This is a genomic window from Providencia sp. PROV268 (assembly GCF_028477805.1).
In the GTDB taxonomy this organism is placed as follows: domain Bacteria; phylum Pseudomonadota; class Gammaproteobacteria; order Enterobacterales; family Enterobacteriaceae; genus Providencia; species Providencia stuartii.
Map to the genome: position 1 here is coordinate 90,530 of NZ_JAMPLW010000023.1, position 12,815 is coordinate 103,344.

Below are 12,815 nucleotides of genomic sequence, written 5' to 3' on the forward strand. Positions count from 1 at the left end.
ATAATGATTTATCCTAGCGAAGAAAAACTCTATGCCCCAATCGAATGGCAAGATTGCTCAGAAGGGTTTGACGACATTCTCTATCACAAGTCGTCAGAAGGGATTGCAAAGATTACGATTAACCGTCCACAGGTGCGTAACGCATTTCGACCACAGACCGTAAAAGAGATGATCCAAGCGTTAGCTGATGCGCGTTATGACGATAAAATCGGTACTATTATCTTGACGGGTGAAGGCGAAAAAGCATTCTGTGCAGGGGGAGACCAAAAAATTCGTGGGGATTACGGCGGGTATCGTGATGAAAGTGGTACTCACCATCTCAACGTCCTAGATTTCCAACGCCAAATTCGTACTTGTCCAAAACCTGTTGTGGCGATGGTGGCTGGCTTTGCTATTGGGGGTGGGCACGTATTACATATGATGTGTGACCTAACGATTGCCGCGGATAACGCGATTTTTGGTCAAACAGGTCCTAAAGTAGGCTCTTTTGATGGTGGCTGGGGTGCATCCTATATGGCACGCATTGTTGGTCAGAAAAAAGCGCGTGAAATTTGGTTCCTGTGCCGCCAGTATAACGCTCAAGAAGCATTGGAAATGGGCTTAGTGAATACGGTTGTACCATATGCCTCTCTTGAAAAAGAGACCGTACGCTGGTGTCGTGAAATGCTTGAAAATAGCCCAATGGCACTACGTTGTTTGAAAGCGGCACTCAATGCAGATTGTGACGGTCAGGCAGGCCTACAAGAGTTGGCTGGCAATGCAACTATGCTGTTCTATATGACAGAAGAAGGTCAAGAAGGACGCAATGCGTTTAATGAAAAACGTGCGCCAGATTTCTCTAAATATAAGCGTAATCCATAATGCGTAAGGCAACACTTTACGCGTTTAGCCTGCCGATGGAGGCAGGCGTTATCCTGCGCTACCAACGCCTGAAAACTCGCGATGGGTTGTTGGTTCGCTTACAAGAAGGGGATAATGAAGGGTGGGGGGAAATATCACCGCTCCCCGAATTTAGCCAAGAAACGCTGGCGGAGGCAACAGAAGAAGCCAAACATCGGCTTGCCGAGTGGGTAAGTGGTAAGCCACTAGCGGAAAGCCTGTTACCGTCGGTAGCTTTTGGTTGTAGTTGTGCATTGGCCGAATTATCGGGGGAACTTCCTGAGCAAGCCGACTACCGCAAAGCACCATTGTGTAGTGGTGATCCTGATGACCTGATTTTGCGTCTAAGTGCAATGGAAGGCGAAAAAATCGCTAAGGTCAAAGTCGGCTTGTATGAGGCGGTACGTGATGGCATGGTGGCGAACCTATTACTGGAAGCGGTGCCTGACCTAAAATTACGTCTTGATGCTAATCGTAGCTGGACGCGTGCAAAAGCAGATGGCTTTGCGAAATATGTTAACCCTGCTTATCGCGATCGTATTGACTTCCTTGAAGAGCCTTGTAAAACACGGGAAGAATCACTGCAATATGCCGCAGATACTGGCATTGCCATTGCATGGGATGAAAGTGTGCGTGAGGCTGATTTTAGGGTGGAGCCTCAACCGGGAGTTGCGGCGATTGTGATCAAGCCGATGTTAACCGGTAGCCTTGCTTATTGCCGCCAATTAGTCACAGAGGCTCATCATCACGGTCTGCAAGCGGTGATCAGCTCATCGATTGAAAGTAGTTTTGGTTTGACTCAGTTAGCGCGCATTGCTAATGCATTAACGCCTAATACGCTACCAGGGTTGGACACATTAGATTTGATCCAGTCTCAACTGATACGCACGTGGCCAAATAGTTCACTTCCAGTGAAGCAATTAGATGAATTGACTATCGAATGGCAGAGTTAGTATTTTTCCAAGACTGGCCTTGGCAACATTGGGCCAGTCATCGACCTGAAGCAGTGGCATTAATTACCGATATTGAGCCATTGACATGGGAACAACTGAATCAACGAGTGATGAGGCTCGCTTATCACTTTACTCAACAGGGTTTACGTGACGGACAAACCGTAGTGTTGCGCGGTAAAAATAGTGTAGAACTGTTATTGAGCCAACTTGCAACATTGTATTGTGGGGCGAAAGTTTTGCCTCTTAACCCTCGTTTACCTGAGTCTTTACTGGCAGAACTGTTACCACATCTGAATATTGATTTTGCTATCGATTTTGATGATGGTTTACTGGCTAAGTTTACTTACCCAATTTTAGCCGTGTCAGAGCGAGCGGTAACGGCGCATGAGTGGGAACACCATCTGCCTCACTTTTCTCATGCGAAGACCCAACCCGCCACTTTGATCTTAACATCTGGCTCTACGGGGTTACCAAAGGCGGCAGTGCATAATGTGCTTGCTCACCTCGATAGTGCAAATGGTGTGTTACAGGCGATGGATTACCAACAGCATGATTGCTGGCTGCTTTCTTTACCGTTATTTCATGTTTCAGGGCAAGGTATTTTATGGCGTTGGTTGCTGCGCGGAGCGCAACTAGCAATACGCTCAACACCGCTTATCGAAGCATTACAAACGGTTACCCATGCGTCTTTGGTTCCGACACAATTGTGGCGGTTATTCAATCAAACGGAAACATTATCACTATCTTTAAAACAGGTTTTACTTGGTGGCGCGACGATCCCGACTGCATTGACTGATCTTGCCTCACATAGAGGCATTGATTGCTGGAGTGGTTATGGTATGACAGAAATGGCTTCGACCGTCTGTGCAAAACGTGCAGATGGTAAGAAAGGGGTTGGCCTTCCACTTAAAGGGAAACAGTTGCGCTTAGTCGAGGGAGAAATTCAGGTTCGTTCACAGAGCCAAGCGATGGGATATTGGTTTGATGGAAAAATGATGCCATTAAAAACTATCGAAGGTTGGTTCAAAACCAATGATAGAGGCGCATATATCGACGATGAGTATCATGTGATCGGGCGGCTGGATAACTTATTTATTAGTGGTGGAGAGTGTGTTCAACCGGAAGATATTGAAGCGGTGATTAATAACCATCCAGCGGTGAGTCAAAGCTTTATTATTCCAATTGATGATGTGGAGTTTGGTCAAAGGCCTGTTGCCGTGATTGAGTTCAGCGATAAATGTGAATTAGACACCATTCAAGGTTGGCTAAAAGGCAAACTAGCGCCTTTTCAATATCCTGCTCATTTTTTTCTATTAGAGAATAGCTTAAAAGGAAGCGGTATTAAGGTATCGCGCCAGCAAGTGAAAAATTGGGTGTTACAGCAACCCGACCTTATTCAGTCAAAAGAGAATTCAGGACTGTAGTTTATCTATTTTTGATGAAAACAGGGGTGATAAAGCATCGTCAGAGTTAGATGGGCTTGTTTCGTCAATAGTGCAAACTAATCACTAATTTCCGGCATGGCTCATAATAAACATCAGGCTCAAGATAAGAGCCTGACGTTTAACTAAGCGTGATTATTTAAGGGCATTTAACGCTTTTTCTACGCCCGCACCATATTCAGGGTGAACTTTTTTGAACAGGTCAATTTGGCGTTTTTGTGTCTCTTCAGAAGCCTCAATCAACTCTCCTGCAAGACGTTTGAACATGCGTTGATGCTCTGCATCATCAAGCAGTTCATATAATGCACGCGGCTGGCTGAAATAGTCTTCATCTTCGCGATGGTTCCAATGATCAGCTGCACCTTCAAGCGTCAATGGTGGTTCACTGAAATTAGGCTGCTCTTGGAACATACCTGCACTGTTTGGTTCATAGGTCACACCATTACCACTGTTACCATCAACACGCATTGCACCATCACGATGATAGTTATGGAATGGGCAACGTGGTGCGTTAACAGGGATCTGGTAGTGGTTAACACCTAAACGATAACGCTGAGTGTCGCCATACGAGAACAAACGACCTTGCAACATTTTATCCGGAGAGAAACCGATACCTGGAACAATATTTGCTGGGTTAAAGGCAGCTTGCTCAACATCGGAGAAATAGTTAGCAGGGTTACGATTTAATTCAAAGTAACCGACATCAATTAATGGATAGTCTTTGTGAGGCCATACTTTAGTCAGATCAAAGGGATTATAAGGCACTTTTGACGCTTCGGCTTCTGGCATCACTTGAATTTGTAGCTTCCAGCGTGGGTAGTCACCTTTATTAATGGCATCAAACAGGTCACGCTGAGAACTTTCACGATCTTTACCGATGATCGCTTCTGCTTCATCATCCATCAAGTTCTCAATGCCTTGCTGACTACGGAAGTGGAATTTAACCCAGAAACGTTCATTTTTATCATTGATAAAGCTATAAGTATGGCTACCAAAACCGTGCATATGACGGTAGCTACGAGGTATACCTCGGTCACTCACGTCAATGGTCAATTGATGAAGTGATTCTGGTAAATGAGAGAAGAAATCCCATTTATAAGCCATTGAACGCATATTACTGTATGGGCAGCGTTTAACCACGTGGTTCAAATCCGGAAATTTCAGCGGGTCACGCAGATAGAACACAGGGGTGTTATTACCAACCAGATCCCAGTTACCTTCTTCTGTGTAAAATTTTAATGCGAAACCACGGATGTCACGCTCAGCGTCTGCCGCACCACGTTCACCGGCAACCGTTGAAAAGCGTGCGAACATATCCGTTTGTTTACCGACAGCAGAAAAGATATTTGCACGGGTATAACGGGTAATATCATGTGTAACAGTAAAAGTACCGAATGCACCTGAACCTTTAGCATGCATACGGCGCTCAGGAATAACTTCACGGTCAAAATGGGCTAATTTTTCTAAAAACCAAACATCCTGTAATAGCATAGGGCCGCGAGGGCCTGCCGTCATCACATTATTATTATCAACAACAGGTGCGCCAGATGCAGTCGTGAGACCTTTCTTTTTCATCACAATACTCCAGTAAGTTATAGACAATAAAACTAAAAAATGCATTTATTCCGTTCGAAATACAATGCTTTCCATGCATAATGCCTTATTATCATTGGATTATAGTTGATTAGTTAAAGTATAACTAATACATAGTACCAATTACTGTGATAACTGATTAAAAATCAATAGGAATACTCAGCGTCGTTGTGAATGGTGTTGTTTTAATGACTGAAAAGTAAAAAACAGTAATAACTACTGAGAATTGGATTTATATATTGTAGTATGACTAAATAACTTCTATTAATGGGGCAATGATATGCGTAAAGGATTATTTCTCGTTGCAGCGGCAGCATCATCAATGATGTTCGTCGGGGCTGCACAAGCTGTTTCTGTTAATGCGAATGTGGGTAAGCATTATACTGAACTCAATGCAGGCATTGGTACTAAAGGCGCAGGCCTTGCATTTGATGGCTCATGGGCGCGTAGTGATCATGATGGTCAAATGGGTAGCTTAGGCGCAACCTTTGGTTTGCCTCTAGGTCCATTTTCAGCCTATGTTGGTGGTAAAGCCTTATATTTATCACCTGAAGACAATAAAGATGGTATGGCGCTAGCAGGTGGAGCCGGTCTTGGATGGCAAGTGATGCCTTCTTTGAATATTTATGGTGAAGCTTATGGTGCTCCGGCATCATTAACATCGGGAAGTCAATCTTATACCGAAGCAAAAGTCGGCGCACGCTATACTGTGTTTAAACCGCTTTCAGTTGATGCAGGCTACCGTGTCATCGATATTAAAGGTACGCATGACAACCCAAGCAACAAAATTGCTGACGGTTGGTATGTGGGAGCAGGTCTAAGCTTCTAATTACTGGTTGTAATATAGCGGAACCCGTACAGTTTGGAGTGACGCTATAAAATCGGATATCAAAAGCCCCCCAATAGTTGGTTGCTATTGGGGGGCTTTTCCGTTTAGTGAACGGTACGAGCTTTGTTTTTGACGCTAAATTTAGCCTACATTAGGTAGGTAGCCTGCAACGATAGCAAATTGAATAATGATCACTGCAAAACCGCATAATAAAACCAGACGGAGCAGAGTAGAGCCGCCTTTAACTCGGTAATGAGCTTGCTTATCGATAGGTTTTTCAACGGCTCTAACTTGCATTGTCAATAATGCGGGGATGATCAGGGCTAATACAGACAATGCAACCGCTGCATAAGTTAACGCCTGTACGAAACTACTAAAAAATAACGCTGCTAATAACGGAGGTAAAAAAGTTAACAAGCCTGTCTGAATACGCCCAATGAGGCTATCATTCCGTTTAAATAAATCAGCAAGGTAATCGAATAAACCAAGAGCAACCCCTAAAAACGATGTGGCTAGCGCTAAATCCATAAACAGATTAACGGCAATATTAACGCGTGGAGCCGTAACGACATCACGAATGGCGGTGAGTAAGCCATCTAGGCCAGACTTTTGCGCCAAAATCCCTAAAAATGTGTTAGAAGGGATCGACCCTAAAGTGGCTATCTGCCACAAGATATAGGCAACTAAAGGGATCGCACTCCCTGTAATGAAAATGATACGAAGTTTACGCACATCGCCATTCATGTAATTCACAAGGCTAGGCACGCTACCATGGAAACCAAATGAGGTGAAGATGACTGGCACTGCCGCCAGCAGTAGCCCTTTTTCAGCAGGCATACTGCCTAAGTTGACGGTTTCAACGTGGGGTAACATAACAGCCAACATAATGACTAAAAAGATAATTTTAGCTGTAAATAGTAGGCGGTTAATAAAATCGACAGAGTGCGTACCGATACAAACGACAGCACCACCGATAAGCGTAAATAAGATAATTGATGTTTTGGTCGACAGATGAATATCCCACCACGAGAGTAGGCTGTTGGAGATCAGGACACCTGCGCCACCAATATAAGCGGTAGTCAGCGCGTACATCAGAAGTAACATACTTAAGCCTGTGACGATTTGTCCAATAGGCCCAAGGTATTTTTTCGCGATTGATCCCAAACCCATATCTGGTGGATTGTATTGATAAACCTCAACGAGCAGTAATGAGGTATAACTCATTAACATCCATAGGCCGACAAGTAGGCATGCAATACCTGTGAAACCGACACCCGCAGCGGCAAGTGGCATAGCCAGCATCCCTGCACCTATTGTTGTTCCTGCAACGATTAAAACGCTACCTAGCGTGCGATTTTTCACAAATTCCTCTGATTAAAAGTCGTGGATTTATTAGCTGAGCAGATTATGCGATCACAGTTTTTCTGTCAAATCTAAATTACAATGAGTGTAAACATAAAATTACACACGCGCGTATTTCTTATAAAGGAATGGTGAAAATAGCAACGAATTATTCGTCCTAGCTAATGAATAATCGTTATTGATATGGTGATTAAAGGTAAATACATCGGATTTTAAATGTTAACGGATGTTAATTAATTGATTGATATATATGATGTTTTAGATTAACAGGACAGTATCTCAGGAACCTAAGATAAATTTTGTGACGGGGTGGGAAAATCGAATTGAAAAATAAGATTAAATTCTTTAACCAGTTAATATAAATCAAATCTGTGTCAATCTTTCATCCCGATAATGTAAGGAAACATTAATTGAAAGGATGAACTTATGGACTTTTTGATACAACTTGCCATTATCCTCGTCTGCTTGTTCTACGGAGCAAGAAAAGGGGGAATGGCTCTCGGGCTGCTAGGCGGCGTTGGCTTAGTGATACTCGTTTTTGGTTTTGGTTTACCTCCTGGAAAACCGCCTGTTGATGTTATGCTTGTGATCATCGCTGTTGTTGCAGCATCAGCGACTCTACAGGCATCAGGCGGTTTGGATGTCATGCTACAAATTGCAGAACGACTACTACGTAAAAATCCAAAATACATCTCTATTGTGGCACCTTTTGTTACCTGTATTTTAACCATTTTGTGTGGTACAGGGCATGTGGTGTATACCATCCTTCCTATTATCTATGACGCGGCGATAAAAAATAATATTCGTCCTGAAAGGCCGATGGCGGCCAGTAGTATTGGTGCACAAATGGGGATTATTGCCAGCCCTGTCTCTGTTGCAGTGGTGTCCTTAGTGGCGATGTTAAATGGCATCACCATTAATGGTAAATCGCTCGAATTTTTAGATCTCTTGGCGATTACCATTCCATCGACCCTAATCGGGATACTGGCAATCGGTATTTTCAGTTGGTTCAGAGGGAAAGATCTCGATAAAGATCCGGAATTCCAAAAGTTTATTTCGGTACATGAAAATTACGAATATGTGTATGGCGACAGCGCGACACTACTCGATAAAAAGTTACCGAAAATCAATTGGGTTGCTATGTGGATTTTCCTCGCTTCTATTGGGGTTGTTGCGATTTTGGGGGCGGTTTCTGAATTAAGGCCATTGGTTAATGGCAAACCACTGTCAATGGTACTTGTGATACAGATGTTTATGCTGCTCGCTGGTGCGCTGATCATCATTATTTGTAAAACAAATCCGGCACAGATTTCGAAAAATGAGGTTTTTCGTTCAGGAATGATTGCCATTGTTGCCGTATATGGTATCGCTTGGATGGCAGAAACAATGTTTGGCGCGCATATGGATCAAATCAAAGGCACGCTTGGGGCATTAGTCAAAGACTATCCATGGGCTTATGCCGTGATCCTCTTATTGGTCTCTAAATTTGTGAACTCACAAGCAGCCGCTTTAGCTGCGGTCGTTCCGATAGCGCTCGGCATTGGTGTTGATCCTGCCTATATCATCGCATCTGCGCCTGCTTGCTATGGTTATTATATTCTTCCGACTTATCCAAGTGATTTAGCCGCTATTCAATTTGACCGTTCCGGTACGACTCGGATAGGTAAATTTGTGATTAACCACAGCTTCATTCTGCCCGGCCTCATTGGTGTTGGTGTCTCTTGTGTGTTTGGATGGGTATTTGCAGGATTATATGGTTATCTATAATCTGTAAGTGACGTGTTTAATTAACAGCGATGGCGTAAAGAGAGCGTCATCGCTGTGAGGTTTTAACCGATTTCGATGTCAGAAAGGGGATGGCAACAACAAGGTAAAATCTCACCGTCTTGTACAAAGGCAAGCGGTTTTTGTTTATAGCCCACTTTCCCTTTTAATAGCATGACTCGACATGAGCCACAATAGCCTTCTCGGCACTGATATTCAACAGGAATACGGCTGTCTTCAAGTGCTTCAAGCAGGCTTGTGTGGATCTCGGTGTGGTAAGGTACTTGCACACCCTGCGAGAGCCGCAGGGTGACTTTATGGCTAGCCATGATTAGAGTTCGAAATCACTCAGGTCATCAGTGTTGACTTCAGAGTCAATCTGACCAACCAGATAAGAGCTAACTTCGACTTCTTGCGGCGCAACTTGAACGTTGTCAGACACCAACCATGCATTGATCCAAGGAATTGGGTTTGAGCGTGCCTCAAAAGGTAATTTTAACCCAACAGCTTGCATACGGATATTGGTGATATATTCCACGTATTGGCACAGAATATCTTTATTTAGGCCAATCATAGAACCTTCACTGAACAGATATTCAGCCCACTCTTTTTCTTGTTCAGCCGCATCCACGAACAGTTTATAGCACTCGTCTTCGCACTCAGCAGCAATCTCTGCCATTTCAGGATCATCCTGCCCAGAACGTAACAAGTTCAGCATATGCTGGGTTCCTGTTAAGTGAAGGGCTTCATCACGCGCAATCAGTTTAATAATTTTTGCGTTCCCTTCCATTAGCTCACGCTCTGCAAAGGCAAATGAGCAAGCAAAACTGACATAGAAACGGATAGCTTCTAAGGCATTTACGCTCATTAGGCACAGGTACAACTGTTTTTTCAGTGCACGTAGTGATACTGTGATTTGTTTACCATTGCAGGTGTGAGTACCTTCACCAAACATATGGTAATAGTTGGTCATCTCAATCAGCGTGTCATAGTAAGCAGAAATGTCACGAGCGCGTTTTAAGATCTCTTCGTTTTCAACGATATCATCAAAGATGATTGCCGGATCATTCACGATATTACGGATAATATGAGTGTAAGAGCGTGAATGGATCGTCTCTGAAAATGACCAAGTTTCAACCCAAGTTTCTAATTCAGGAATTGAAATCAGTGGCAATAACGCCACGTTCGGGCTGCGGCCCTGAATAGAGTCCAGCAGTGTTTGGTATTTCAGGTTACTAATAAATATGTGTTTCTCATGATCAGGCAAGCCATTATAGTCAATGCGGTCACGGGAAACGTCAACTTCTTCTGGACGCCAGAAAAATGAAAGCTGTTTCTCGATTAACTTTTCGAAAATCGGATACTTTTGTTGGTCGTAACGAGCAACGTTAACAGGTTGACCGAAAAACATCGGCTCAAGTAATTGGTCATTTCTCTTTTGTGAGAAAATGGTGTAAGTATGTGACATGACAATTCCTATTAAATTTTACACGCGCCGCCTTCACAATCTGAATCCGCTGACTCAACAACTTCTTCCAGATCACCTTGAACATCTTCCGCACCATCGCGGGTGTTGTGGTAGTAAAGTGTTTTCACACCAAACTTATAGGCGAGCAATAAATCTTTTAGCAATTGATTCATTGGTACTTTGCCTGTTGCAAAGCGCGTTGGGTCATAGTTGGTGTTTGCAGAAATAGACTGATCAACAAACTTCTGCATAATACCGACTAATTGCAAATAGCCACTGTTTGAAGGCATTTGCCATAACAACTCATAGGCGCCTTTAAGATTCTCATAATCAGGTACAACTTGGCGTAAGATACCATCTTTAGATGCTTTAATGCTGATATAACCACGAGGTGGCTCGATACCATTGGTTGCGTTAGAGATCTGTGATGATGTTTCCGATGGCATCAACGCTGATAAGGTTGAGTTACGCAGACCATATTGTTGGATATCTTTACGTAACGTTTCCCAATCATAATGCAGAGGCTCATCAGTCAATTTATCCAACTCTTTCTTATAGGTATCAATTGGTAGAATACCTTTTGAATAAGTGGTTTCATTGAACCAAGGGCAAGCGCCTTGCTCTTTAGCCAATTCGTTAGAGGCTTTCAATAGATAGTATTGAATTGCTTCAAAGGTTTTGTGAGTCAAATTGTTGGCGCTGCCATCGGAATAGCGAACACCATGCTTGGCTAAATAATAAGCATAGTTAATGACGCCAATACCTAAAGTACGGCGACCCATTGCCCCTTTCTTCGCAGCAATAATCGGGTAGTCTTGATAATCGAGAAGGGCATCCAATGCACGTACAGCAAGCACGGCCAACTCTTCTAATTCATCAAGGTTTTCAATCGCACCCAAGTTAAAGGCTGACAGCGTACAAAGCGCAATTTCACCTTCTTCATCATTGATGTTATTCAATGGTTTTGTCGGCAGTGCAATCTCTAAACACAGGTTTGATTGACGCACTGGTGCAACTAAAGGATCAAATGGGCTGTGAGTATTACAGTGGTCAACGTTCTGAATATAGATACGACCTGTTGATGCACGCTCTTGCATCATTAATGAAAAGAGGTCAACCGCTTTAACACTGGATTTACGGATGCTGTCGTCTTGTTCATAAGCCAGATACAGGCGCTCAAATTCATCCTGATCAGCAAAGAAAGCGTCATATAAACCAGGCACATCAGAAGGGCTGAACAGCGTAATATCTTGGTTTTTGATCAAACGCTCATACATCAATTTGTTGACTTGGACACCATAATCCATATGGCGAACACGGTTACCTTCAACCCCACGGTTATTTTTCAGCACTAATAGGCTTTCAACTTCTAAATGCCATAAAGGGTAGAAAAGTGTCGCTGCACCACCGCGCACACCGCCTTGTGAACAAGACTTAACGGCGGTTTGGAAGTGCTTATAAAAAGGGATACAACCAGTATGGAATGCTTCACCGCCACGAATCGGGCTACCTAAAGCACGGATACGGCCTGCGTTTACACCGATACCTGCACGTTGAGACACATACTTAACAATCGCACTGGATGTTGCGTTGATAGAATCTAAGCTATCGCCACACTCAATCAATACGCAAGAGCTGAATTGACGAGTTGGTGTACGAACACCAGCCATGATTGGTGTTGGTAGCGAAATCTTAAATGTGGAAGCCGCATCATAGAAACGACGGATGTAGTCTAAGCGAGTCTCTTTTGGATAATGAGAGAACAAGCATGCAGCAACGAGAATATAGAGGAACTGTGCACTCTCATAAATCTCGCCCGTAACACGGTTTTGTACTAAATACTTACCTTCAAGTTGTTTGACGGCAGCATAGGAGAAATTCATGTCACGCCAATGGTCAATGAAACTATCCATTTGCTCGAACTCTTCTTGTGAGTAGTCTTCCAGCAAATGCTTATCATATTTGCCCATTTCAACAAGGCGAGTGACGTGCTTGTACAGCGCGGGTGGCTCAAATTGACCATACGCTTTTTTACGTAGATGGAATATTGCAAGACGCGCCGCAAGATATTGATAGTCAGGCGTATCGCCAGTAATAAGGTCAGCAGCCGCTTTGATCATGGTTTCATGAATATCAGACGTTCTGATCCCATCATAAAACTGAATCTGTGAACGTAACTCCACCTGAGAAACAGATACATTATTCAGGCCTTCAGCAGCCCAAGTGATTACCTTGTGGATTTTATCGAGATCAATGCGTTCTTTATGTCCATCACGTTTTGTGACTAACAGACTCTGGTTCATGAGCAAGTACACCTTGGTTGACCTACAAAATAGCATATTGCTAACGCAAAAAAGCTCATAGAATAACTCTATGAGACTTGTAGTGTTAGATTCAAATTACATACTATATGTAGTGGTTTGTTGATTTTACTATAACAAGATAATGTTAATAAGCGGTTTTATCAAGTGCACAAATCTGAGTCTTCTGTGGATAACTGTAGGGATAAAAAACGTCACCTTGTC

10 protein-coding genes are annotated in these 12,815 nt (G+C 43.3%); 5 read left to right on the plus strand and 5 right to left on the minus strand.

Annotation, left to right across the window (positions count from 1 at the left end):
* Window positions 1-3 precede the first annotated feature (3 nt).
* Genes menB through menE form a run of 3 tightly spaced genes read left to right on the plus strand, consistent with a single transcriptional unit; the run spans window position 4 to window position 3,256 of the window.
* Window positions 4-861, plus strand: coding sequence for a 1,4-dihydroxy-2-naphthoyl-CoA synthase (gene menB / locus PR699_RS16025; RefSeq protein WP_004921088.1), 858 nt, complete (start codon window positions 4-6; stop codon window positions 859-861).
* The gene (gene menC / locus PR699_RS16030; RefSeq protein WP_014656253.1) at window positions 861-1,832 is read left to right on the plus strand and encodes an o-succinylbenzoate synthase; all 972 of its coding nucleotides are present in this window, start codon (window positions 861-863) and stop codon (window positions 1,830-1,832) included. Before menB ends, menC begins: the two co-directional genes overlap by 1 nt.
* Window positions 1,820-3,256: an o-succinylbenzoate--CoA ligase gene (menE, locus tag PR699_RS16035; protein WP_014656252.1), complete on the plus strand. Its 1,437-nt coding sequence runs from the start codon at window positions 1,820-1,822 to the stop codon at window positions 3,254-3,256. Before menC ends, menE begins: the two co-directional genes overlap by 13 nt.
* A 153-nt stretch (window positions 3,257-3,409) precedes the next feature.
* Here menE and PR699_RS16040 read toward each other — a convergent pair whose 3' ends face one another.
* Window positions 3,410-4,849, minus strand: a complete 1,440-nt coding sequence (locus PR699_RS16040) for a catalase (RefSeq protein WP_004921082.1) — start codon at window positions 4,847-4,849, stop codon at window positions 3,410-3,412.
* Between the two features lie 298 nt (window positions 4,850-5,147).
* Here PR699_RS16040 and PR699_RS16045 point away from each other — a divergent pair, with 298 nt between their 5' ends.
* Entirely contained in the window at window positions 5,148-5,696 is a 549-nt protein-coding gene (locus PR699_RS16045) for a YfaZ family outer membrane protein (RefSeq protein WP_004921080.1), read from the plus strand.
* Window positions 5,697-5,837: 141 nt separating this feature from the next.
* Here the strand turns inward: PR699_RS16045 and tyrP are convergent, their stop codons facing one another.
* Entirely contained in the window at window positions 5,838-6,998 is a 1,161-nt protein-coding gene (gene tyrP / locus PR699_RS16050; protein WP_230084765.1) for a tyrosine transporter TyrP, read from the minus strand.
* Between the two features lie 486 nt (window positions 6,999-7,484).
* Between tyrP and PR699_RS16055 the strand changes: the two genes are divergently transcribed.
* The gene (locus PR699_RS16055; RefSeq protein ID WP_004921077.1) at window positions 7,485-8,825 is read left to right on the plus strand and encodes an anaerobic C4-dicarboxylate transporter; all 1,341 of its coding nucleotides are present in this window, start codon (window positions 7,485-7,487) and stop codon (window positions 8,823-8,825) included.
* A 62-nt stretch (window positions 8,826-8,887) separates the two neighbouring features.
* Here PR699_RS16055 and yfaE read toward each other — a convergent pair whose 3' ends face one another.
* Genes yfaE through nrdA form a run of 3 tightly spaced genes read right to left on the minus strand, consistent with a single transcriptional unit; the run spans window position 8,888 to window position 12,593 of the window.
* Entirely contained in the window at window positions 8,888-9,151 is a 264-nt protein-coding gene (yfaE, locus tag PR699_RS16060; protein WP_014656251.1) for a class I ribonucleotide reductase maintenance protein YfaE, read from the minus strand.
* Between the two features lie 2 nt (window positions 9,152-9,153).
* Complete coding sequence (gene nrdB / locus PR699_RS16065) at window positions 9,154-10,290, minus strand: class Ia ribonucleoside-diphosphate reductase subunit beta (RefSeq protein ID WP_004921075.1); 1,137 nt, start codon at window positions 10,288-10,290, stop codon at window positions 9,154-9,156.
* An 11-nt stretch (window positions 10,291-10,301) separates the two neighbouring features.
* Window positions 10,302-12,593: a class 1a ribonucleoside-diphosphate reductase subunit alpha gene (gene nrdA, locus PR699_RS16070; protein ID WP_004921074.1), complete on the minus strand. Its 2,292-nt coding sequence runs from the start codon at window positions 12,591-12,593 to the stop codon at window positions 10,302-10,304.
* Between the last annotated feature and the right edge of the window lie 222 nt (window positions 12,594-12,815).

What these genes read in the sequence shown, in the direction of transcription:
- tyrP (WP_230084765.1), bottom strand. Translation starts at nt 6,998, where the DNA reads ATGCTGGCTATGCCACTTGCCGCTGCGGGTGTCGGTTTCACAGGTATT.
- menE (WP_014656252.1), top strand. Translation starts at nt 1,820, where the DNA reads ATGGCAGAGTTAGTATTTTTCCAAGACTGGCCTTGGCAACATTGGGCC.
- PR699_RS16040 (WP_004921082.1), bottom strand. Translation starts at nt 4,849, where the DNA reads ATGAAAAAGAAAGGTCTCACGACTGCATCTGGCGCACCTGTTGTTGAT.
- PR699_RS16055 (WP_004921077.1), top strand. Translation starts at nt 7,485, where the DNA reads ATGGACTTTTTGATACAACTTGCCATTATCCTCGTCTGCTTGTTCTAC.
- menC (WP_014656253.1), top strand. Translation starts at nt 861, where the DNA reads ATGCGTAAGGCAACACTTTACGCGTTTAGCCTGCCGATGGAGGCAGGC.
- yfaE (WP_014656251.1), bottom strand. Translation starts at nt 9,151, where the DNA reads ATGGCTAGCCATAAAGTCACCCTGCGGCTCTCGCAGGGTGTGCAAGTA.
- nrdB (WP_004921075.1), bottom strand. Translation starts at nt 10,290, where the DNA reads ATGTCACATACTTACACCATTTTCTCACAAAAGAGAAATGACCAATTA.
- PR699_RS16045 (WP_004921080.1), top strand. Translation starts at nt 5,148, where the DNA reads ATGCGTAAAGGATTATTTCTCGTTGCAGCGGCAGCATCATCAATGATG.
- menB (WP_004921088.1), top strand. Translation starts at nt 4, where the DNA reads ATGATTTATCCTAGCGAAGAAAAACTCTATGCCCCAATCGAATGGCAA.
- nrdA (WP_004921074.1), bottom strand. Translation starts at nt 12,593, where the DNA reads ATGAACCAGAGTCTGTTAGTCACAAAACGTGATGGACATAAAGAACGC.